Below are 19,862 nucleotides of genomic sequence, written 5' to 3'. Positions count from 1 at the left end.
CCCCGGTTGGCGCGGCAGGAATCAGGCGGCGGCGCGTGGGCGAAGATAGCCGATCACGCGCGCCAGCGTATCGCGCAATTCGCTGCGATGGACGACCATGTCGAGCATCCCGTGATCAAGCAGATATTCGGCGCGTTGGAAGCCTTCGGGCAGCTTCTCCCGGATCGTGCTTTCGATGACGCGCTGGCCGGCAAAGCCGATCAGCGCATTGGGCTCGGCGATCTGGATGTCGCCCAGCATCGCATAGCTGGCGGTGACGCCCCCGGTGGTCGGATCAGTCAGCACGACGATATAGGGTAGGCCCGCCGCATGCAGCTTCTGGATGGCGACGGTCGCGCGCGGCATCTGCATCAGCGACAAAATGCCTTCCTGCATCCGCGCGCCGCCGGCGGCGGTGAAGATGACATAGGGGCAGCCATGCGCGATCGCGTCGTTCACGCCTTGAATGAAGGCAGCCCCCACGCCCATGCCCATGGAGCCGCCCATGAAAGCGAAATTCTGCACGCCCATCACCAGCGGCACATCGTCGATTGCGCCGCGCGCGTTGATCAGTGCATCCTGATCGCCGGTCGCGCCGCGCGCCGCCTTGATCCGGTCGGGGTAGCGCTTGGTATCGCGGAACTTCAGCGGGTCTTCGGGCACATGCGGCGTCGGCAGCAGGATGAAGCCGGCATCCAATATCTGCTCGAACCGCGCGGCGGGCCCGATGCGCCCATGATGGTCGCAGCGGGGGCAGACGGACAGATTTTCCTCCCACTCCTTGATGAACACCATTTCCGCGCAGGCCGGGCATTTATGCCACAGCGTTTCGGCGGTGGTTTCCTTCTTCGCGATGAAGGGAAGGGCGTTGCGGACGCGGTTGATCCAGCTCATGCGGCGGTCTCTTGGGCTTGGGTGGTGAGCGCACCGCGCAGGGCGGCGACGAAATCCTGGACGAAGGGGGCGGCGGCATCGCCATGGCTGCCGACGATATCGACGATCGCTGATCCGACGACGACGCCGTCGGCGACGCGGCCGATCGCGGCGGCCTGTTCGGGCGAACGGACGCCGAAGCCGACTGCGATGGGCAGGTCGGTCGCGGCCTTCAGCCGGGCGACGGCGATTTCGATCGACGCCTGCGCCGCCTGCTGCTTGCCGGTCACGCCGGCAACCGCGACATGATAGAGGAAGCCGCTGGCGCCCTGGAGCACGGCAGGCAGGCGCTGCGCGTCGGTCGTGGGCGTGGCGAGCCGCACCAGATGGACGCCGGCCGCGCGCAGGGCGGGGCCGATTTCGGCATCTTCCTCGGGCGGCACATCGACGCAGATGACGCCATCGACACCTGCCGCCGTGCATTGCCCGGCGAACCAGTCGGGCCCGCGCGCCAGCATCGGATTGGCATAGCCCATCAGCACCAGCGGCGTATCGGCATGGCGCGCGCGGAACTCAGTGGCGAGCGCGAACACGTCGCTGGTCCGCGTGCCCGATCCCAGGCTGCGCAGATTGGCCAGCTCGATTGCCGGGCCATCGGCCATCGGGTCGGTAAAGGGCATACCCAGTTCGATAATGTCCGCCCCGCCGGCGACCAGCGCGTCCAGAATGGCCGGCGTGGCTGTCACGTCCGGATCGCCAGCGGTGACGAAGGTGATGAGCGCGGCGCGCGCCTGCGCCTTGCAAGCGGCGAAGCGGGTGGAGAGACGATCAGTCATGCGCGGTTCCCAATATCCGTTCTCTCACATCTCCACTCCCAGCGCATCGGCGACGGTGAAGATGTCCTTGTCACCCCGGCCCGACAGGTTGACGACGATGATCCTGTCCGCGTCCAGCGTCGGCGCGACCTGCTGGGCGGCGGCGATGGCATGGGCGGATTCCAGCGCGGGGATGATGCCTTCCAGCCGCGAGAGCGTCTGGAAGCTCTCCAGCGCCTCATCATCCTTGATCGGCATATATTTGACCCGGCCGATCTCGTGCAGCCAGCTATGTTCCGGGCCGATGCCGGGATAGTCCAGGCCGGCCGAAATGCTGTGCGCTTCGGTGATTTGGCCGTCCTCATCCTGCAGCAGATAGGTGCGGTTGCCGTGCAGGATGCCGGACTTGCCGCCGGCCAGGCTCGCCGCATGTTTCCGGTCCAGCCCTTCGCCCGCCGCCTCGACGCCGATCATCGCGACTTCGGGATCGTCGAGGAAGGGGTGGAACATGCCGATCGCATTGGATCCGCCGCCGACCGGCGCGATCAGCATGTCGGGCAGGCGGCCTTCGGCTTCCAGCATCTGCGCGCGGGTTTCCTTGCCGATCACCGACTGGAAATCGCGGACCAGTTCGGGGTAGGGATGCGGCCCCGCCGCCGTGCCGATGATGTAGAAAGTGTCATGCACATTCGACACCCAGTGGCGCAGCGCATCGTTCATCGAATCCTTCAGCGTCGACGATCCCGAATGAACCGGGATCACTTCGGCGCCGAGCAGCTTCATGCGAAAGACGTTGGGCTTCTGCCGTTCGACGTCCTTCGCCCCCATGAAGATCTTGCATTCCAGGCCGAACAGGGCAGCGACCGTCGCGGTGGCGACGCCATGCTGGCCGGCGCCCGTCTCGGCGATGACCTTCTTCTTGCCCATGCGCCGGGCGAGCAGCGCCTGGCCGATGCAATTGTTGATCTTGTGCGCGCCTGTGTGATTGAGCTCCTCGCGCTTGAGGTAGATTTTCGCGCCTTTTCCCGGCTCCGCCCTGGCGCGCAGCGCTTCGGTCAGACGCTCGGCATAATAAAGCGGGTTGGGCCGACCGACATAGGTGCGCAGCAATTCGGCGAATTCCGCGTCGAACGCCGGGTCAGCCTTCGCCGCCTTGTAGACCTTCTCCAGCTCCAGGATCAGCGGCATCAGTGTTTCGGCTACGTAACGACCGCCGAACGCCCCGAAATGCCCATTAGCGTCGGGCTGGCTGCGCAGGCTGTTGGGCAAGCTGGTCGGAGCAAGAATGTCGGTCATGAGATTGGTCTTTCCGGGACAGAAAACGGGCGTTCGCTTCGGGAAGGAGAAGCGATCAGCGCCATCGTTGTCCGATGCGCATGACGAGGGGCGTCTGCGTCAACATGCGTCCACCGCTTTGCAGAAGGCCATGATCTTGTCCACACTCTTGATGCCGGGCGCATCCTCGACACCCGACGACACGTCGATCAACGGGGCGCCGGTGGTGGCGATGGCGGTGCAGACTGTGTCGATCGACAGACCGCCCGACAAGCCCCAGGGCATGGTCAGGGCGGCGCCGCGCAGCAGCGTCCAGTCGAAGCGCAGGCCCATGCCGCCGGGCAGCGCCGCGCCATCGCGCGTCTTGGCGTCGAACAGCAGCCGGTCGACCGCGCCAGTATAGGCCGCGGCCGCATCGATGTCCGCACGGGTCTTCACCGCGATCGCCTTCCACACCGGCAGGCCGAAGCGCTGGCGAATGGCGGCGCTGCGTTCGGGACTTTCCTTGCCATGCAGTTGCAGCGCGGTGATCGCGCCTGTGTGCACGATCTGCGCCAGCTGCGCGTCGTCGGCATCGACCACCACCGCGACCCGCCCAACATGCGAAGGCACTGCGGCGGCCAGCCCGCGCATCTGCTCGGGCTCGACATGGCGCGGACTCCGGCCGAAATGGACGAAGCCCAGATGGCTGGCCCCCGCGCGCACCGCCGCGCCCACCGTCTCGGCGGTCGACAGGCCGCAAATCTTGATGGCGAGTCGGGACATGCCGGCGCTTTAGCCGCGATCGAGCGCGAAGTCACATGGCGGCCGGTGCCCCTCGGCCGTCAGGTCCATGTCGTGCAGCGCCAGCCATTGATCGGCATGAACGATGCAGGCGCGGCCCAGATAGGCGTTCAGCGCCGCGACGATCGCCTCGTCGCTCAGCGCACCCGGATCAAGAGGGGGATGCCAGTGCAGGTCGAAATGCGGCCCCTGGGTGCGCAGCAGATAGAAGGGCAGGATGCGCGCGCCCACCTTGCGCGCCAGCCGCAGCGCGATCGACAGATTGCCCGACGGGGGCAGGGAACGGCCGAAGGTCGGGAACCAGACCTGCCGTTCGCGCCGCTCGTCGGCCAATATGTAGAGCGTGGCGCGGTCCTTTTGCGTCAGATGCTTCAGCACGCCTCGGGCAGCACCTTCGCCGCCGATCGCCTCGCCCATGTAGCTTGATCGCGCTTTCTTGAGCTGCTCGGCGATGCGCGGATCTTCGGGATCTTCATAGACGCCAAGGCCCGGCCGATCCGTCGACCATTTGATATGCGCGGCGAGCAGATCCCAGTTGCCGAGATGACAGGTGAAGGCGATCATCGGGCCCGGGCCATCCAGCACGGCATCATAGCCCGCCTTGTCGATCACGCGCACATGGGCGTCATTGACCAGCCGGTCGATATTGGCGAGCTCCGCCAGGGTGCGGCCGATATTGATCCAGCGCCGGGTCAGCATCGCCTCCCGCTCGGGCTGCGACAGGTCGGGGCGCAGGATCGCCAGATTGGCGCGCGCCCGCGCATCCCGCAGCTTCATCCGGCGGCGGGCGACATGCGCGGACAAGCAGCCGCCCAGCCAGGACGCAAGGCCCGCCGGCAGCCACCGCAACATCCAGAAAAGAAAGGGGTTGGAGAGCATAGTCCGGCCGTCATACAGCAGCATGGCGGACGGTAAAGAGGCAGGGGCGAACATGCTGTGGGTCTGGATAGTGCTGCAGGCGCTGACGCTGCTGGGGGTGGCCAATTATCTCTACAACCTGCCGGCCGACCGAAAGGAGGAAACGCCGAATGGAGCCGTGGTCATCCTCAGCGTGCGGGACGATTGGGATGGCGCGCCCGACCTCATCGCTCGGCTGAAGGCGCAGAGCGCGCCGCATCGTCTGTTGCTGGCGACATCGGGCGCGTGCCCGGCGGCGCGCCTCCTAGCTGCCCGGGAGGCCGCGTGGGTGCAGCTGGTCTCTGCCGGAGTCGCGCAGGATGAAGGGCAGAAGGTCCACAAGGTCCGCGCCGCCCTGCGGGCGCTGCGCCCGACCGACGGCTATCTCATCTTCATCGACGCCGACATAGCGCCACCGCAGCGGCTGATCGGGCGACTGCTCTTCCCGCTCGTGCGTGGCAAGGCGGACATCGTCACCGGATACCGCTTACTGCTGCCGGGGCGTGGTTGGATGACGCCGCTGGTCGGCGCAGTGGAAATGCAGTTGGCGACCATGCCCCGCGCGCCCGATGCGACCATGCCTTGGGGCGGCGCGATGGCGATGCCGCGCGCGGTCGCCGACCGGCTGGACCTGGACACGGTGCTGGCGGGCCGTTTGTCGGACGACATGGTGATCGGCCTGGCCGGCTGGCGCGCGAAGCTGCGGATGCGGCCGGTGCGGGATCTTCTGGTCGCGAGCCCGCTGGAAGGCGATTTCGCGCCGCTCTGGACCTTTGGCGTGCGCCAATATCGGCACATCGTCACCAACAGCCCGGGCATGTGGGCGCTGGCGACTCTGGGCGTCGCCATCCAGTCTTTCGGCTGGGTCTGGGCGCTGGGCTGGGGCGGCTGGAGCGCGGTCGCGATCGGCTATGGCGCAGCCTGGGGGCGGGCGTTGCTGCGCTGGCGCATCCTGCGCGCCGTGCTGGAGCCGGGCCAGATGATGGCCGCCCGCCGATCCCTTTACTGGGATGCGCTCGCGCCCTTTGTCCCCCTCTGGGCGCATCTGGCGGTGCAGATTCAGGCGGCAATGTCCAACAGCATCAGGTGGGGCGGCTGGACCTACCGCGTGGAGCGCGGCCGGGTCACGATGATGCAGCCAGCGCCAAAATAGGAGCGCGCTGAGGGAAGGGATCGAGTCAATTTATCATTCTATGATGGTTCGCCCTCCGGCAGGGCCAGCAACTGCATGTCTGCTGCATGTGCGAAACAATTTGCGTGGGGCGGCGTTGCCCCGTTCATGCCGGACATCAGCCTGACCAACATCACGTCTGTCGCCGCGGTTTCGATCGCCCTGTCGGTCGTGGCCGCTTTCCTGATCCACTGGCTGCTCTACGCCATTGCGGTGCGGGTGGTGCGGACGCGGATGACGCCGGTTCTGTTGCCGCAAATCTTCCAGCCGACGCGCTGGCTGGTGGTGCTGTTCGCGCTGGGCGCGGGTTTGCAGCCGCTGGAAATGGGGCCGCGTCTCGAGGCCCTCTGGTCGATCGGGTCGAAGATGCTGTTCGCGCTGCTCGCCGGCTGGCTGCTGCTGGGCATTTTGCGCGCGGTCCGGCAAGTGATCGAAAGCCATAGCGACATCAATGCCGAGGATAATCTGAAGGCGCGGCGGCGCCATACGCGCGTGCGCATCCTCTACCGCATCACCCAGAGCATCATCGCGGTGCTGGTGATCGCCATGGTGCTGATCGCGATTCCGGGCGTCCGGTCGATCGGTGTGACGCTGGCCGCGTCCGCGGGCCTCGTCGGCCTGGCTGTCGGCGCAGCGGCGCAGCCCGCGCTCAAGAATCTGATCGCCGGCATCCAGATGGCCTTTTCCGAGCCGATCCGGCTGGACGATGTGGTGATCGTGGAAGGCGAATGGGGCCGTATCGAGGACATCACCCTGACCTTCGTCGTGGTGCGCATCTGGGACGACCGGCGGATGGTGGTGCCGGTATCCTACTTCCTCGAAAAACCCTTCCAGAACTGGACGACCAAGACATCCGACCTGCTGGGCACGGTGTTCTTCTATGTCGATCCCGCCGCCGATGTAGGCCGCATTCGCGAGGCGTTCGTGAACGCGACGAAGAACAATGCGCGCTGGGACGGTCGCGTCGCCATCTTGCAGGTGACCGAGCACAAGGCCGACGCGCTGGAGCTGCGCGGGCTGCTGTCGGCCCGCAATGCTGGCATCGCGTTCGACCTGCGCTGCGAAGTGCGCGAAGCGGTGATGGATTTCCTGCGGACGCAAATGCCCGAGGCGCTGGTGCGGAGCCGCCAGCGGCTGGAACCGGGCGAGGGGTTCCCGGCCCTGGTGCCTACCAGGCGGTCTGACGCGGCGGAATGAGCGCCATCATCGCGTTGTAGACGCGCGGCGTAACCGGGGTCAGAAACTCCATGCCGGCCCGGCCATCCTCCGACCAGCGGATTTCCGCGGGATAATCCTTGAGCACCGGCAGCCAGATGGTGACCCGCTCGCCGGTCAGCAACGCCCCTTCGGACCGGCACATGAGGCCGAGCGCCGAGATGTTGATGATGCGCACGCCATGCGTGGCGCCGCGCGCAGTGACATGGCTGACCATGTCGACCAGATCGCGTTTGGCGCGGCGCTGCTCGACCGCGGGGTCGCGCGAGCGCTTCACATGGTCGAGATTGGCGAAGACCGAGGAGGACATGCCCCGAGTCTAGGCGGCGGATGATAAACGGGATGCGAGGAAAGAGGCTTAGCGCGGCGTTAAGGCTAGAAAAGCGCGCAGGCGGGATCGTAGGGGCGCAATCGGGCCGCCGCGCGGGCGGCAGCCCGGTGGCGGTCAGGCCACGATCAGGCCATGTTTCTTGGCGCCGAAGCTCAGCTTGTCGCCGGCCTTGAGTGTGGCGGCCGGATCGGTCACCACGTCGCCATTCACCTTGATCGCGCCTTCGGTCAGCTTGCGGCGCACTTCCTTGTTGGAGGCGGCGAAGCCGAGGCCGGTGGTCGCCTGAACGATGGTGAGCCCTTCGCCCAGGCTGACGGTGGGCAGATTGGCGTCGGACGCGCCTTCCTCGAAGGTGCGGCGCGCGGTTTCGGCGGCGGCCTGCGCGGCGTCCACGCCGCGGCAGAGCGCCGTCGCTTCATTGGCGAGGATCTTCTTGGCCTCGTTGATCTCCGCGCCTTCCAGCGCGGCGAGCCGGTTCACCTCATCCATCGGCAGGTCTGTGAAGAGGCGCAGGCGGCTGGCGACGTCGGCATCCGCGGTGTTCCGCCAGAATTGCCAATAGTCATAATGGGACAGCTGGTCCTCGTTGAGCCAGACGGCGCCGCCCACGGTCTTCCCCATCTTCGTGCCGTCGGCATTGGTGAGCAGCGGCGTGGTGAGGCCGAACACCTGCGTCCCATCGACCCGGCGGGCAAGTTCGACGCCGTTGACGATATTGCCCCACTGGTCCGATCCGCCCATCTGCAGGCGGCAGGCCGAGCGGCGCGACAGCTCCAGAAAATCATAGGCCTGGAGGATCATATAGTTGAATTCAAGGAAGCTCAGCGACTGTTCACGGTCGAGGCGCAGCTTCACGCTGTCGAAGCTCAGCATCCGGTTGACCGAGAAATGCTGGCCGATGTCGCGCAGGAACGGGATATATTCCAGGCGGTCCAGCCATTCGGCATTGTCGAGCAGACAAGCGTCCGAAGGCCCGTCGCCGAAAGTGAGGAAGCGTTCGAACACGCGTTTGATGCTGGCGACATTCTGCGCGATGAGGTCGGTCGTCAGCAGCTTGCGCGCTTCGTCCTTGAAGCTGGGATCTCCGATCTTGCCGGTGCCGCCGCCCATCAGCACGATCGGCTTGTGGCCTGCCTTCTGCAGCTGGCGCAGCATCATGATCGACACCAGATGGCCGACATGGAGCGAGGGCGCGGTGGGATCGAAGCCGATATAGCCCGGCACCACCTGTTTCGCGGCGAGCGCGTCGAGCCCTTCGGCATCGGTCAGCTGGTGGATATAGCCGCGCGTTTCCAGAAGGCGCAGGAGATCGGACTGGTAGTTGCTCATGGCGCGCGCCTGTAGCATCGCGGTCTGGCGGCGAAAAGCTTCCTGTTCATGCGCGCATTGTCCGGCAGCCTGGCGATCCTGTGGCACTGTGACCGACAGTCCGGCTCGCGCGCTTGTCGAAGGGCCCCGCTTCTTCCTATGAAGCGGCATCGATAGGCCCAGCTGGAACGGATTTTCATGGACAACCCCCAAGCCACGCTCGCCATCGGCCTGATGTCCGGCACTTCGCGCGACGGCATTGACGCCGCGCTGATCGAGACCGATGGCGAAGGCGCGGTCGCGGCGGTGGAGTTCCACGCCATGGCCTATGAGGATGGCTTTCGCCTGCGCCTGGCCGAGGCGTGCCAGCGGGCAATGGCGATGGAGCGGCCGGGCTTCGAGCCGCTGATCGCCGCGGTCGAGGTGGAGCTGACCGAATATCATGTGCAGGCGGTGGCGGACCTGCTGGGCCGCAGCGGGCATATCGCCGAGGATGTCGGAGTGATCGGCTTTCACGGCCACACGGTCGCGCACCGGCCCGATCGCGGCTGGACCTGGCAGATCGGCGACGGCGCCGCGCTGGCGGGGGCGTTCGGCATTGCGGTCGTGGGCGACCTGCGCAGCGCCGATGTCGCGGCGGGCGGGCAGGGTGCGCCGCTGCTGCCGGTCTATCACCGCGCGCTGGCGGCCGGGCTGGACAAGCCTGCGGCGATCCTCAACCTGGGCGGGGTCGCCAATATCACCTTCATCGGATCGGACGACGGGCTGATCGCCTTCGACACCGGCATGGCAAGCGGCCTGATCGACAATTGGATGCAGACGCATGGGCGCGCGCCGTTCGATGCCGGCGGCGCCTGCGCGGCGCGGGGGCAAGTGGATGAGGCGCGGCTGGCGGCGATGATGGCCGATCCCTGGTTCGATCTCGCCCCGCCAAAGAGCATCGATCGGGAGGCGTTCAGCATTGCGGCGGTGCAGGGGCTGACGCTTGAGGATGGCGCGGCGACCTTGACCGCGTTCACCGCCGCTGCGGTGGCGCGCGCGCTGACGCATGTGCCGCAGACGCCGCGCCAGATCCATGTCGCAGGCGGCGGCCGGCACAATGCTACGCTGATGGCGATGATCGCGGCGCGCACGGGCGTGGAGGTGCTGGACGTCGACGCGCTCGGCTGGGACGGCGACGCACTGGAGGCCCAGGGTTTCGCCTATATGGCGGTGCGCCACCTGAAGGGCCTGCCGATCAGCTTCCCGGGCACCACCGGCGCGCCCGAGCCGCTGACGGGGGGCGTGTTGTTCCGACCGTAGCGACTGACCGTTCAAGCCGTTGCGAGGATGCCGTCAGACCCCGATTTCGCGCCATGTGGCCGGCGCCAGGCCGTCGAGCGACCAGTCGCCGATGCGCCAGCGTATGAGGCGGAGCGTTGGGTGGCCGACGGCGGCGGTCATGCGGCGGACCTGGCGGTTGCGGCCTTCGCGGATGGTGAGGCTGATCCAGCAATCGGGCACGGTCTTGCGGAAGCGGACCGGCGGATCGCGCGGCCAGAGCGCGGGATCGTCGATCCGCTCCGCCCGCGCGGGCAGGGTCGGGCCATCGTTCAGCGTCACGCCCGCCGCCAGACGCGCCAGCGCCTCCGGCTGCACATCGCCTTCCACCTGGACCAGATAGGTTTTTGGCGTCTTGAAGCGGGGATGGGCGATGCGCGCCTGCAGCCGCCCGTCGTCGGTCAAGAGCAACAGCCCTTCGCTGTCGCGGTCAAGCCGGCCGGCGGGATAGACGCGCGGCACGTCGATATAGTCGGACAGGGTGCGCCGGTCCGCGCCGATGCTGCGGTCGGTGAATTGCGACAGCACGTCATAGGGTTTGTTGAAGAGGAGGAGGCGGGCCATCGCGATCAGTCCTCGTCCGGTTCCTCGAGCAGCAGGCTGCCCTGGTTCAGCAGGGCGGCGAGCAGGTCGGCGCCGGGGGCCATGGCGGGGGCGAGCACAAGATGGTCCTGCGCGCTCAGCCGCTCGGCGAGCGCGGCGACATCGGCGGCGCAGGGAAAGGCGGCGCCATCGGCAAAGAGCAGCAGGTCCTCGCCCTTGCGCAGGAAGGCGATGCGGCTGGCGGGGTTGCGCAGCAGCGTCGCTCCCTCCGCCAGCAAGGCGCCGATGTCCGCGGCCGAGAAGGGCGAATCGGGGCGCCAGTCGGCATCGGCATATTTGGGCGTCGTCACATGCTGGCCGAACCAGGCGGCGAAGGCGTCGCGATCCTGGAGCGCGTCGATCGTCATGGCGTGCAGCCGGTCGATGGCCGCCGGCGCGATCTCGCCGGGATGGGCGGCCGGGCGCAAGTCGGGATCGGCATAAAGCGCGTCATCGGGCATCTGCGCGGTGCAATGGTCCGCCCATTCGACCAGCAGGTCGGGCCGGGCGGGGGCGCGAAAGCCGACCGAATAGGTCATGCAATCATCGCCGACAGCCACGCCATCATGAGCAAAGCCCGGCGGCACATAGAGAATGTCGCCGGGATCCAGCACCCATTCGCCCGTCGCCTGAAAATCGGGCAGCAGGCGCAGGTCGGCATGGGGGCGCAGCGGCGTGTCGGACGCGCAGCGCGGGCCGACGCGCCAGCGGCGCTGGCCCAGCCCCTGGATCAGGAAGACGTCATATTGGTCGAAATGCGGGCCGACGCCGCCGCCGTCCGTGGCGTAGCTGACCATCACATCGTCGATCCGCCAGTCGGGGATGAAGCGGAAGGGAGCCAGCAGCGCCGCGACATCGGGCGCATGATGATCGACCGCCTGCACCAGCAGGGTCCAGGGGGACGCGCCAAGGGTGGCGAAGCGATCCTCCGCAAAGGGGCCATGTTCGAGCGCCCAGCTGTCGCCGCTCTGGATGACGAGGCGCGATTCGATCCCTTCTTCACAGGCGAGGCCGGCCAGTTCGTCGGGCTCGATCGGATTGCGCCAGGCGCGCCACGGGTTGCGGATCAGCAGCGGCTGCTTCTGCCAATGGTCCCGCAGGAAGCGGTCGGCGTCGAAATCGGGGAGCTGCATGGATACTCGCGGGACGGGAGGGGGCGATGCGGCTTTGCCTGTGGGCGGGCGCGCTGTCAAAGAGATGGCGGCCGGCGGAGGGGCAGAAAGGAAGAAGGGGGCTTCGACAGGCTCAGCCCGAACGGTTCTTGGTGGGAGGAGCGGGGGTTTCGGCAAGCTCAGCCCGAAAGGATTTCCGCTATCAAAAAGGGCGGCCGGTCCGTCGTGGACCGGCCGCCCTGCTGCCCCGCTCCGGGGTTTGGCGCTATGCTGCCTGCGCCGTTTCCTCGGCGGCGGGCAGGCGGATCAGATAGTCGAAGGCGGAGAGGGCGGCGGTGGAGCCGGCGCCCATGGCGATGACGATCTGCTTGTAGGGCACGGTGGTGCAGTCCCCCGCGGCGAAGATGCCGGGCTGGCTGGTTTCGCCGCGCACGTCGATCTCGATTTCGCCGCGGGGGCTGAGCGCGATCGTGTCCTTGAGCCATTCGGTGTTGGGCACGAGGCCGATCTGGACGAAAATGCCTTCCAGTTCGACATCATGTTCGGTGCCGTGGTTGCGGTCCTTGTAGGACAGGCCCGTCACCTTTTCGCCATTGCCGTTGACCTGCGTCGTCATCGCCGATGTGATGATCTTGACGTTGGGCAGGCTGGCGAGTTTGCGCTGGAGCACGGCGTCGGCGCGCAGCTGGCTGTCATATTCGATCAGCGTCACATGGGCGACGATGCCGGCAAGGTCGATCGCCGCTTCGACGCCGCTGTTGCCGCCGCCGATCACCGCGACGCGCTTGCCCTTGAACAGCGGGCCATCGCAATGCGGGCAGTAGGCGACGCCCTTGTTGCGATAGTCGTCCTCGCCCGGCACGCCCATCTGGCGCCAGCGAGCGCCGGTCGACAGGATGATGGTGCGGCCCTTCAGCGAGGCGCCATTTTCCAGCACGACTTCATGATAGCCGCCTTCCTGCTTGGCCGGAACCAGCTTCGCCGCCTTCTGAAGGTTCATGATCTCGACGTCATAATCCTTCACATGGGCTTCGAGCGCGGAAGCGAGCTTGGGGCCTTCGGTGCGGCTGACCGAGATGAAATTCTCGATGTCCATGGTGTCGAGCACTTGGCCGCCGAAGCGTTCGGCCGCGACGCCGGTGCGGATGCCCTTGCGCGCCGAATAGATGGCGGCCGCAGCACCGGCGGGGCCGCCGCCGATCACCAGCACTTCGAACGGGTCCTGGGCCTTGATCTTCTCGGCAGCGCGGGCTTCGGCGCCGCTGTCGATCTTGGCGACGATCTGTTCCAGCTCCATCCGGCCCTGGCCGAAGGGTTCGCCATTGAGGAAAATGGTGGGCACGGCCATGATCTTGCGCGCCTCAACCTCGTCCTTGAACAGGCCGCCGTCGATCGCGACATGGCTGATCCGCGGGTTTAGCACGCTCATCAGGTTGAGCGCCTGCACCACGTCGGGGCAATTCTGGCAGGACAGAGAGAAATAGGTTTCGAAGGCATAGTCGCCGTCGATGCCCTTCACCTGGTCGATCAGGTCCTGCGCCGCCTTCGACGGGTGGCCGCCGACCTGAAGCAGGGCGAGCACCAGCGAGGTGAATTCATGCCCCATGGGAATGCCAGCGAAGGTCACGCCGATGTCGGTGCCGACGCGGCGGATCATGAAGCTGGGCTTGCGCGCGGCATCGCCGGTCGCAACCGACACCTTGTCGGACAGGGCCGCGATCTCGTTCAGCAATTCGTTCAGTTCACGGGACTTTGCGCCTTCATCCAGCGACGCCACCAGCTCGATCGGCTGGGTGATGTTCGCCAGATAGCTTTTCAGCTGTCCCTTGAGGTTCGCGTCCAACATATCTGTCTGGCTCCGTTGAAAGAAGGCGGGCCGCCGCAAGGGGGAGAGGGAGGGTGCGACGGCCCGTCCGGGGATGGTGCGACCCAAAGACCCCGGAAAAATGGTGCGATGTTCTGGATTATCATGCGAGGGTCCCGCCCGGTTCCCGCGATGCGCGGGAAACCGGCGGTCCTGCAGAAGCGCGTGGGCGCTTAGATCTTGCCGACGAGGTCGAGCGAGGGAGCGAGCGTTTCGGCGCCTTCTTCCCACTTGGCGGGGCAGACTTCGCCCGGATGCGCGGCCCAATACTGGAGCGCCTTCACCTTGCGGAGCAGTTCGGCCGCGTTGCGACCCACGCCCTCGGGGGTGATTTCGACCAGCTGGATGACGCCTTCGGGATCGAGAACGAAGGTGCCGCGGTCGGCCAGGCCCACGCCTTCACGCAGCACGCCGAACATGTTCGACAGCTGGTGGTTCTGGTCGCCGAGCATGTAATAGTTGATCTTGCCGATCGCCGGCGAGGTGTCGTGCCAGGCCTTGTGGCAGAAATGGGTGTCGGTCGAGACCGAATAGACTTCCACGTCCATGCCCTGGAGGGTCGGGTAGATGTCGGCCAGGTCTTCCAGCTCGGTCGGGCAGACAAAGGTGAAGTCGGCGGGATAGAAGAAGAAGACCGCCCACTTGCCCTTCACGTCGGCGTCAGTGACGTCGACAAACTTGCCTTCCTTGTAAGCGGTGGCCGTGAACGGCTGCAGGGGGGTGTTGATGAGAGCCATGGGCTGTCCTTACCTCGCAATAAGTGTTGCAGTTGCGAAGGCACATGTAGGGACGGCGCCGATTCGATGGAAATTGGTTTTATCGGACGGCTTAAGTGAGAAAAGCGATCACCGCCGATCTGATTGATCGAACGGATCGTCTTTGGCTTCAAGGCATTGAAGAATGGCCGATTCCGCCATGGCCTGCGCTTCTTCGGGTGAGAAAGTGGAGCGATCGAGGCAGAGTTCGAGCCACAGACCGTCGACAAGAGCCGTCAGGCTGATCGCTGCAATGCGGCGTTGCGCGCGCGAAAGTCCGGGCGCGGCGTCGCCGAGCAGAGCCTCCAGCTGGGTGCGGGTGCCGCGGTAGACGTCGGCATGGACGGCGGCGATGGCGGGGTCGGACTTGACCAGGCTCCAGAAGGCGATCCAGGTGGCGAGAAGGTCCGGGTTCAGCACCGGCGGGCGCAGATTGGCCTGGAGGCAGGCGCGCAGCCGGTCGCGCGGATCGGCGCCCGCCGCGGCGATGGCGGCGTCTAGCGCTGCCGACACCTTGGCCCCCACATCGACATAGGTGGCGAGGATCAGCGCATCGACGCCGGCGAAATAATGCGTGAGGAGCCCCGACGAGACACCGGCGCGGGCACAGATGGCGCGGACCGAGGTGCCGCCGACGCCGCGCTCGGCCAAACAGCGGGCAGTGGCGTCGATCAGCGCCTGTCGCCTGACATCGGCGCTTTCGCGCACGAAGCGCGCCCTGGTCCTCGTCCCCGCCTGATCGGTCATCGCCTGTTCCTTTCGACGCTGCGTCTTTGGGCGCGCCGGGCGGCCGTGGCAAGCCATGGGAGGAGCGGGAAGGGATCGAACCGCGCCGCCATCGGTTCGATGGCGGGAGGCAAGACGAGGAGATGATGATGCGCCTTCCTTTCTTCCCCTGGGCCGCCGCGGCGCTGCTGGCGAGCGGCTGCGCCAAGCAGGCGGACGAAGCCAATGCCGGCAACCAGGCGACGGCGATCGCCCCGGAGACGACAATCGAGAATATCGCGGAGCCCGATGCGCTGGGCGCGGGCGAGGCGCCCGCCGACCGGTCGCCGACCGACGACTGGGTCGGGCGCTGGACCGGGCCGGAGGGGCTTTTCCTCGACATCCAGCCCTCGCCCGATGGCGAGCGCGGCCATTATGCGATCAGCAACAAGGATAATCTTGACCGGCAGGGCGATTATAGCGGGATCGCCGAAGGATCGACGATCCGCTTCGTGCGCGACGGCAAGGACCTGTCGATCCGGCCGGGGACGGGCGCGGAGACGGGCTTCAAATGGCTGGCGGAGAAGGAGAATTGCCTGATCGTCGTGCCGGGGCAGGAAGGCTATTGCCGCTGAGGCGCGCATAGCGGCCGGGCGAAGGCGGCGTCCAGCAGCGCCGCGCGCCGCGCCGCCAGCGCCAGCAGCGCGATGGCGGCGATGAGGTTGACGGGCAGATGCGCCCATTGCGACGCCGCGCGCCCGAACAGCGGCGCAAGCCAGGCGAAGGCGAGCCAACTCGGCTCCCAGCGCATCACCCCGCGCGCCTGCATGTCGGCGAACAGGAAGGCGATGGCAACGCCCAGCAACACATGGTCATAATCGAGCACATAGGGGGTGCAGAGCAGCGCGGCGCTGAGCGCGGCGGCGCCGATGGCGAGTGCGGTGACTAGCGCCTGCACGCCATAAGCGAGCGGGATCGGCCCGTCCCATTGGCGGACCGTGGCGAAGGGGCTCTGGATCTTGTGCCAGCCGGTCGCGCCCGCTTCGATCACGACATGGCGCGTGAGCGGCAGGGACTCGACGAAGGCCTGCCACACCGGCCAGCCCCACAGCGCCAGGGTGAGGAGGCACAGGGCCGTGACGGTGAGCCCGGCGGCGAGGAAGGCGCGGCCTTCGCCACGGACCAGCAGCAGAACCGGGATCAGCACCGCAAATTGCGGCTTGTAGACCAGCGCGCCCAGTAGCATGCCCGCGATCCAGGGGCGCCGGTCGAGCAGCATCATGCCCCCGCCCAGCAGGCTGGCGGTCAGGAAGGCGTTCTGCCCATGGCCCAGGCAAATGAGCACGACCGGCGCGCCCGCCGCCGCGATCAGCGCGTCGCGATCGGCGGGGAGGACGCGCCGGACGAGCATCAGCGCCAGGGCAAAGGTCAGCCCCTGCCAGACCAGGAGCGCTGCGACATAGGGCAGGCGGGCGAGCAGGCTGGCGACGATCAGGAAGGGCGGGGGATAATGCCAGCCATAGAAGGGAATGTGCGGATCGCCATGCAGCCACGCCTGCACGGCATGATGGCTGGGCCAATCCCAAGCGCGCGGCGCGTCGCCATGGTTCGCCATCCAGCCCGCGGTCCAGACGTTGGAAAAGTCGGTGCCGATCGGCCGGCCGAGCGAATCCACGGTGCCATGGGCGGTCGCCACCAGGTAGACGAGGCCCGCCAGCATCGCGGCGATCATCGCAACGGCCGCGACCCGCATCCGGGGGCGGGTCACCAGGCGGTCGGTCGGGGCGAGAACGGTCATTGGCAAAGCCTGGCAGAAGCAGCTGAAATTTCGGTAAAGCCGCGCTTAGCCATGCGATTTTAGCGGCTTGCCGCACAGGATCGCCGCTGCGTCGCAACGAAGGGGCTTGGCTGCCTTGCCTCTTGCCTCTATCGGGGCTTGGCTCTAGGGCATTGCCTTAACGGTTGTTCACAGACCACCAACGATACCTGTCAAGAAGGACCTCTCATGAGTGAGACCGCGGATCGCGTAAAGAAAATCGTCGTCGAGCATCTGGGCGTCGAAGCCGAAAAGGTGACCGAGGATGCCAGCTTCATCGACGATCTGGGCGCTGACAGCCTTGACATCGTCGAGCTGGTGATGGCGTTCGAGGAAGAATTCGGCGTCGAAATCCCCGACGATGCTGCCGAGAAGATCGCCACCGTCAAGGACGCGATCGATTATATCGACAGCAAGCAGTAAGCTGTCCGTCCGGCCCGATCCTGCCAGGGAAGGGCCGCGCTGACGCACAAGAGACGGCTCCTCCTGTCCGGTTTTCCGGTGCGTGGGGAGCCTTTTCATATCTGGCGCGCCGTTCACAAGCGCGCTTTTGGTGGCTACATGGGCGGCATAAGGTCCATAAGAATTTCGGAGCTAGGATATGCGTCGTGTCGTCGTAACCGGCCTTGGCATGGTGAGCCCGCTGGGCGGGAATGTCGAAACCAGCTGGAAGAACATCATCGCGTCGAAATCGGGCGCGGCCACGATCACGCGCTTCGACGCGACCGATTACAAGTGCCGCATCGCCTGCGAGGTGAAGCCGGCCGATCACGAATATGGCTATGACGCCAGCCTGGACGTCGATCACAAGATCCAGCGCCAGGTCGACCCCTTCATCGTCTACGGCATTTCCGCCGCCAGCGAAGCGCTGCGCGACGCGGGCCTAGACACTATGACCGAAGAGGAGCGGCTGCGCGCCGGCTGCTCGATCGGGTCGGGCATCGGCGGGCTGCCGGGCATCGAAAGCGAATCGCTGGTGCTGGCGAACAAGGGGCCGGGCCGCGTGTCGCCGCACTTCGTCCATGGGCGCCTGATCAACCTCATTTCCGGCCAGGTCTCGATCAAATATGGCCTGATGGGCCCCAATCACGCCGTCGTCACCGCTTGTTCGACCGGCGCCCATTCGATCGGCGACGCCGCGCGCATGATCGCGATGGACGATGCCGACGTGATGCTGGCGGGCGGCGCGGAAAGCGCGATCTGCCCGATCGGCATCGCGGGCTTCGCCCAGGCGCGCGCGCTGTCGACCGGCTTTAACGACACGCCCGAAAAGGCCAGCCGCCCCTATGACGTCAACCGCGACGGCTTCGTCATGGGCGAAGGCGCGGGCGTGGTCGTGCTGGAGGAATATGAGCGGGCCAAGGCGCGCGGCGCGAAAATCTACGCCGAAGTAATCGGCTATGGCCTGTCGGGCGACGCCTATCATGTCACCGCCCCGCATCCCGAGGGCAGCGGCGGATACCGGTCGATGGAAATGGCGCTCAAAAAGTCGGGCTTGTCGCTCGAGGATATCGACTATGTGAACGCGCATGGCACATCGACGCCGCTGGGCGACGAGCTGGAGCTGGGCGCGGTCAAGCGGCTGTTCGGCGACCATCTGTCGTCCATGTCGATGTCGTCCACCAAGTCGGCGATCGGCCACCTGCTGGGCGGCGCGGGCGCGGTGGAGAGCATTTTCTGCATCCTGGCCATGCGCGACCAGATCGTGCCGCCGACGCTCAACCTCGACGAGCCGAGCGAGAGCTGCAAGGGCGTGGACCTGGTCCCGCACGTCGCCAAGGAGCGCAAGGTGCGCGCGGTGCTGAACAACAGCTTCGGCTTTGGCGGCACCAACGCGTCGCTGATCATGAAGGCGATCTGACGCATAGCCTCCCCTGGACGGGGAGGTGGCTGGCCGAAGGCCGGACGGAGGGGGCGCGATGCTCAGGGCGACGCCCCTCCACCACCGGCTTGCAGGGGGATGCGTTAACAGGAGCGGGACGGACGGACACCCATGGCAAGACGATCCCGCCCTAGCCCGACACGCCGCTTTGGCTGCGGCATCCTGCTGATCGGCGCGATCGTCGCCGCCTTCATCGCCTTCCGCTTCGTGGCCGGGTGGAGCGAGGACGGGCCGGCGGGCAAGGAGATCAGCATCGTCGTGCCCGAGGGCGCCAGCCTGTCCGACGCGGCGGTGCTGCTGAAACAGGCAGGCGCGGTGCGATCCGCCGACGCCTTCCTGACGCGCGCCAAGCTGTTCGGCGGATCGACGCCGATCAAGGCGGGCGAGTTCGTCATCCCGGCCAAGGCGAGCAACCAGGACATATTGGCGATCCTGCAGGGCGGCAAGACGCTGACGCGGCTGATCACCATTCCCGAAGGCATGCCGTCGATCCTGGTGCATGAGCGGCTGATGGCGAACGACCAGCTGACCGGCGACATCCCGGTGCCCGAGGAAGGCAGCGTGCTGCCCGACAGCTATGCCTTCGACAAGGGCGAGCCGCGCGCCGCGGTGCTGAAGCGCATGCAGGACGCGATGACGAAGCTGCTGGCGAAGCTGTGGGCCGAACGCGCGCCCAACCTGGTGGTCAAGACCCCGCGCGAAGCGATCATCCTCGCCAGCATCGTGGAGAAGGAAACCGCCGTCGCCAGGGAGCGGCCGATGGTGGCGGGCGTCTATGCCAACCGGCTGCGCGCGAACATGATGCTGCAGGCAGACCCGACGATCATCTATCCCATCACGCGCGGCAAGCCGCTGGGCCGCCGCATCCGCAAGTCCGAGATCGCGGCGGTCAACGACTATAACACCTATGCGATGACCGGCCTGCCCAAGGGGCCGATCGCCAATCCCGGGCGGCTGTCGATCGTGGCGGTGCTGCATCCCGCCGAGACCAAGGCGCTTTATTTCGTCGCCGATGGCAAGGGCGGCCATATCTTCGCCGACACCTTGCAGCAGCATAATGCGAATGTGCGCAAATGGTTCGAGATTCGCCGGGCGCGGGGGGAATTATAGGGCCGGGCGGGCGGTTTGAGGCTCGTGGGGGGCGTGGATTCGGGGGTGTGTGGATAGGGGCGTAACGGC

General features: G+C 66.6%; 20 protein-coding genes. 7 read left to right on the top strand and 13 right to left on the bottom strand.

Translation table 11 applies throughout. The features are described from left to right. Positions 1-21: 21 nt before the first annotated feature. The 5 genes from accD to ACGGKE_RS05520 all read right to left on the bottom strand — a co-directional run bounded on the left by accD (position 22) and on the right by ACGGKE_RS05520 (position 4,604). Positions 22-873: an acetyl-CoA carboxylase, carboxyltransferase subunit beta gene (gene accD, locus ACGGKE_RS05540; RefSeq protein ID WP_228166254.1), complete on the bottom strand. Its 852-nt coding sequence runs from the start codon at positions 871-873 to the stop codon at positions 22-24. Continuing rightward, on the bottom strand, positions 870-1,688 hold the full coding sequence (gene trpA / locus ACGGKE_RS05535) for a tryptophan synthase subunit alpha (RefSeq protein WP_394440773.1): 819 nt from the start codon (positions 1,686-1,688) through the stop codon (positions 870-872). Before trpA ends, accD begins: the two co-directional genes overlap by 4 nt. A gap of 24 nt (positions 1,689-1,712) precedes the next feature. Then, on the bottom strand, positions 1,713-2,963 hold the full coding sequence (trpB, locus tag ACGGKE_RS05530; protein ID WP_394440771.1) for a tryptophan synthase subunit beta: 1,251 nt from the start codon (positions 2,961-2,963) through the stop codon (positions 1,713-1,715). Positions 2,964-3,062: 99 nt separating this feature from the next. Next, positions 3,063-3,707 carry a phosphoribosylanthranilate isomerase gene (locus ACGGKE_RS05525; protein WP_394440769.1) on the bottom strand — a complete coding sequence of 215 codons (645 nt, stop codon included), beginning with the start codon at positions 3,705-3,707 and terminating at the stop codon, positions 3,063-3,065. A gap of 9 nt (positions 3,708-3,716) precedes the next feature. After that, positions 3,717-4,604 carry a lysophospholipid acyltransferase family protein gene (locus ACGGKE_RS05520; protein WP_394441749.1) on the bottom strand — a complete coding sequence of 296 codons (888 nt, stop codon included), beginning with the start codon at positions 4,602-4,604 and terminating at the stop codon, positions 3,717-3,719. A 52-nt stretch (positions 4,605-4,656) separates the two neighbouring features. Between ACGGKE_RS05520 and ACGGKE_RS05515 the strand changes: the two genes are divergently transcribed. Continuing rightward, positions 4,657-5,775 carry a glycosyltransferase gene (locus ACGGKE_RS05515; RefSeq protein ID WP_394441746.1) on the top strand — a complete coding sequence of 373 codons (1,119 nt, stop codon included), beginning with the start codon at positions 4,657-4,659 and terminating at the stop codon, positions 5,773-5,775. A gap of 126 nt (positions 5,776-5,901) precedes the next feature. Then, positions 5,902-6,990: a mechanosensitive ion channel family protein gene (locus tag ACGGKE_RS05510; protein WP_394440767.1), complete on the top strand. Its 1,089-nt coding sequence runs from the start codon at positions 5,902-5,904 to the stop codon at positions 6,988-6,990. On the opposite strand, the gene ACGGKE_RS05505 is transcribed toward ACGGKE_RS05510, so the two are convergent. Further along, positions 6,962-7,318: a PilZ domain-containing protein gene (locus ACGGKE_RS05505; RefSeq protein ID WP_394440765.1), complete on the bottom strand. Its 357-nt coding sequence runs from the start codon at positions 7,316-7,318 to the stop codon at positions 6,962-6,964. The genes ACGGKE_RS05510 and ACGGKE_RS05505 overlap by 29 nt on opposite strands. 135 nt (positions 7,319-7,453) lie before the next feature. Next, the gene (gene tyrS / locus ACGGKE_RS05500) at positions 7,454-8,668 is read right to left on the bottom strand and encodes a tyrosine--tRNA ligase (RefSeq protein ID WP_228166949.1); all 1,215 of its coding nucleotides are present in this window, start codon (positions 8,666-8,668) and stop codon (positions 7,454-7,456) included. Between the two features lie 177 nt (positions 8,669-8,845). On the opposite strand from tyrS, the gene ACGGKE_RS05495 reads away from it, so the two are divergent. Further along, on the top strand, positions 8,846-9,949 hold the full coding sequence (locus ACGGKE_RS05495; protein WP_394440762.1) for an anhydro-N-acetylmuramic acid kinase: 1,104 nt from the start codon (positions 8,846-8,848) through the stop codon (positions 9,947-9,949). Positions 9,950-9,982: 33 nt separating this feature from the next. On the opposite strand, the gene ACGGKE_RS05490 is transcribed toward ACGGKE_RS05495, so the two are convergent. The 5 genes from ACGGKE_RS05490 to ACGGKE_RS05470 form a co-directional block, all read right to left on the bottom strand. Then, a complete protein-coding gene (locus tag ACGGKE_RS05490; protein ID WP_394440760.1) occupies positions 9,983-10,531 on the bottom strand; it encodes a pseudouridine synthase in 549 nt (182 codons plus the stop codon). Positions 10,532-10,536: 5 nt separating this feature from the next. Further along, entirely contained in the window at positions 10,537-11,682 is a 1,146-nt protein-coding gene (locus ACGGKE_RS05485; protein WP_394440758.1) for a JmjC domain-containing protein, read from the bottom strand. A 244-nt stretch (positions 11,683-11,926) separates the two neighbouring features. Further along, positions 11,927-13,507: an alkyl hydroperoxide reductase subunit F gene (gene ahpF / locus ACGGKE_RS05480; protein ID WP_394440756.1), complete on the bottom strand. Its 1,581-nt coding sequence runs from the start codon at positions 13,505-13,507 to the stop codon at positions 11,927-11,929. 191 nt (positions 13,508-13,698) lie between these two features. Further along, entirely contained in the window at positions 13,699-14,262 is a 564-nt protein-coding gene (ahpC, locus tag ACGGKE_RS05475; protein ID WP_394440754.1) for an alkyl hydroperoxide reductase subunit C, read from the bottom strand. 108 nt (positions 14,263-14,370) lie between these two features. Then, on the bottom strand, positions 14,371-15,027 hold the full coding sequence (locus ACGGKE_RS05470; protein WP_394440752.1) for a TetR family transcriptional regulator C-terminal domain-containing protein: 657 nt from the start codon (positions 15,025-15,027) through the stop codon (positions 14,371-14,373). A 122-nt stretch (positions 15,028-15,149) separates the two neighbouring features. Here ACGGKE_RS05470 and ACGGKE_RS05465 point away from each other — a divergent pair, with 122 nt between their 5' ends. After that, positions 15,150-15,620 carry a hypothetical protein gene (locus ACGGKE_RS05465; protein WP_394440750.1) on the top strand — a complete coding sequence of 157 codons (471 nt, stop codon included), beginning with the start codon at positions 15,150-15,152 and terminating at the stop codon, positions 15,618-15,620. Here the strand turns inward: ACGGKE_RS05465 and ACGGKE_RS05460 are convergent. Further along, the gene (locus ACGGKE_RS05460; protein ID WP_394440748.1) at positions 15,608-16,783 is read right to left on the bottom strand and encodes a glycosyltransferase family 87 protein; all 1,176 of its coding nucleotides are present in this window, start codon (positions 16,781-16,783) and stop codon (positions 15,608-15,610) included. The two genes, ACGGKE_RS05465 and ACGGKE_RS05460, sit on opposite strands and share 13 nt — an antisense overlap. A gap of 207 nt (positions 16,784-16,990) precedes the next feature. On the opposite strand from ACGGKE_RS05460, the gene ACGGKE_RS05455 reads away from it, so the two are divergent. The 3 genes from ACGGKE_RS05455 (at position 16,991) to mltG (ending at position 19,793) form a co-directional block, all read left to right on the top strand. After that, the gene (locus ACGGKE_RS05455; RefSeq protein WP_007689016.1) at positions 16,991-17,224 is read left to right on the top strand and encodes an acyl carrier protein; all 234 of its coding nucleotides are present in this window, start codon (positions 16,991-16,993) and stop codon (positions 17,222-17,224) included. 178 nt (positions 17,225-17,402) lie between these two features. Then, positions 17,403-18,662 carry a beta-ketoacyl-ACP synthase II gene (fabF, locus tag ACGGKE_RS05450; protein ID WP_228167052.1) on the top strand — a complete coding sequence of 420 codons (1,260 nt, stop codon included), beginning with the start codon at positions 17,403-17,405 and terminating at the stop codon, positions 18,660-18,662. Between the two features lie 132 nt (positions 18,663-18,794). Further along, a complete protein-coding gene (gene mltG, locus ACGGKE_RS05445; protein WP_394440744.1) occupies positions 18,795-19,793 on the top strand; it encodes an endolytic transglycosylase MltG in 999 nt (332 codons plus the stop codon). The last annotated feature ends 69 nt before the right edge of the window (positions 19,794-19,862 follow it).

This window comes from Sphingobium naphthae (assembly GCF_043589935.1).
Classification (GTDB): domain Bacteria; phylum Pseudomonadota; class Alphaproteobacteria; order Sphingomonadales; family Sphingomonadaceae; genus Sphingobium; species Sphingobium naphthae_A.
Note: the sequence above shows the minus strand (reverse complement) of the source record. Positions and strands in the feature narration are given on the sequence as shown.

Coding starts and splice junctions, on each gene's coding strand:
- accD (WP_228166254.1), bottom strand. CDS start 873: ATGAGCTGGATCAACCGCGTCCGCAACGCCCTTCCCTTCATCGCGAAG.
- trpA (WP_394440773.1), bottom strand. CDS start 1,688: ATGACTGATCGTCTCTCCACCCGCTTCGCCGCTTGCAAGGCGCAGGCG.
- trpB (WP_394440771.1), bottom strand. CDS start 2,963: ATGACCGACATTCTTGCTCCGACCAGCTTGCCCAACAGCCTGCGCAGC.
- ACGGKE_RS05525 (WP_394440769.1), bottom strand. CDS start 3,707: ATGTCCCGACTCGCCATCAAGATTTGCGGCCTGTCGACCGCCGAGACG.
- ACGGKE_RS05520 (WP_394441749.1), bottom strand. CDS start 4,604: ATGCTCTCCAACCCCTTTCTTTTCTGGATGTTGCGGTGGCTGCCGGCG.
- ACGGKE_RS05515 (WP_394441746.1), top strand. CDS start 4,657: ATGCTGTGGGTCTGGATAGTGCTGCAGGCGCTGACGCTGCTGGGGGTG.
- ACGGKE_RS05510 (WP_394440767.1), top strand. CDS start 5,902: ATGCCGGACATCAGCCTGACCAACATCACGTCTGTCGCCGCGGTTTCG.
- ACGGKE_RS05505 (WP_394440765.1), bottom strand. CDS start 7,318: ATGTCCTCCTCGGTCTTCGCCAATCTCGACCATGTGAAGCGCTCGCGC.
- tyrS (WP_228166949.1), bottom strand. CDS start 8,668: ATGAGCAACTACCAGTCCGATCTCCTGCGCCTTCTGGAAACGCGCGGC.
- ACGGKE_RS05495 (WP_394440762.1), top strand. CDS start 8,846: ATGGACAACCCCCAAGCCACGCTCGCCATCGGCCTGATGTCCGGCACT.
- ACGGKE_RS05490 (WP_394440760.1), bottom strand. CDS start 10,531: ATGGCCCGCCTCCTCCTCTTCAACAAACCCTATGACGTGCTGTCGCAA.
- ACGGKE_RS05485 (WP_394440758.1), bottom strand. CDS start 11,682: ATGCAGCTCCCCGATTTCGACGCCGACCGCTTCCTGCGGGACCATTGG.
- ahpF (WP_394440756.1), bottom strand. CDS start 13,507: ATGTTGGACGCGAACCTCAAGGGACAGCTGAAAAGCTATCTGGCGAAC.
- ahpC (WP_394440754.1), bottom strand. CDS start 14,262: ATGGCTCTCATCAACACCCCCCTGCAGCCGTTCACGGCCACCGCTTAC.
- ACGGKE_RS05470 (WP_394440752.1), bottom strand. CDS start 15,027: ATGACCGATCAGGCGGGGACGAGGACCAGGGCGCGCTTCGTGCGCGAA.
- ACGGKE_RS05465 (WP_394440750.1), top strand. CDS start 15,150: ATGATGATGCGCCTTCCTTTCTTCCCCTGGGCCGCCGCGGCGCTGCTG.
- ACGGKE_RS05460 (WP_394440748.1), bottom strand. CDS start 16,783: ATGACCGTTCTCGCCCCGACCGACCGCCTGGTGACCCGCCCCCGGATG.
- ACGGKE_RS05455 (WP_007689016.1), top strand. CDS start 16,991: ATGAGTGAGACCGCGGATCGCGTAAAGAAAATCGTCGTCGAGCATCTG.
- fabF (WP_228167052.1), top strand. CDS start 17,403: ATGCGTCGTGTCGTCGTAACCGGCCTTGGCATGGTGAGCCCGCTGGGC.
- mltG (WP_394440744.1), top strand. CDS start 18,795: ATGGCAAGACGATCCCGCCCTAGCCCGACACGCCGCTTTGGCTGCGGC.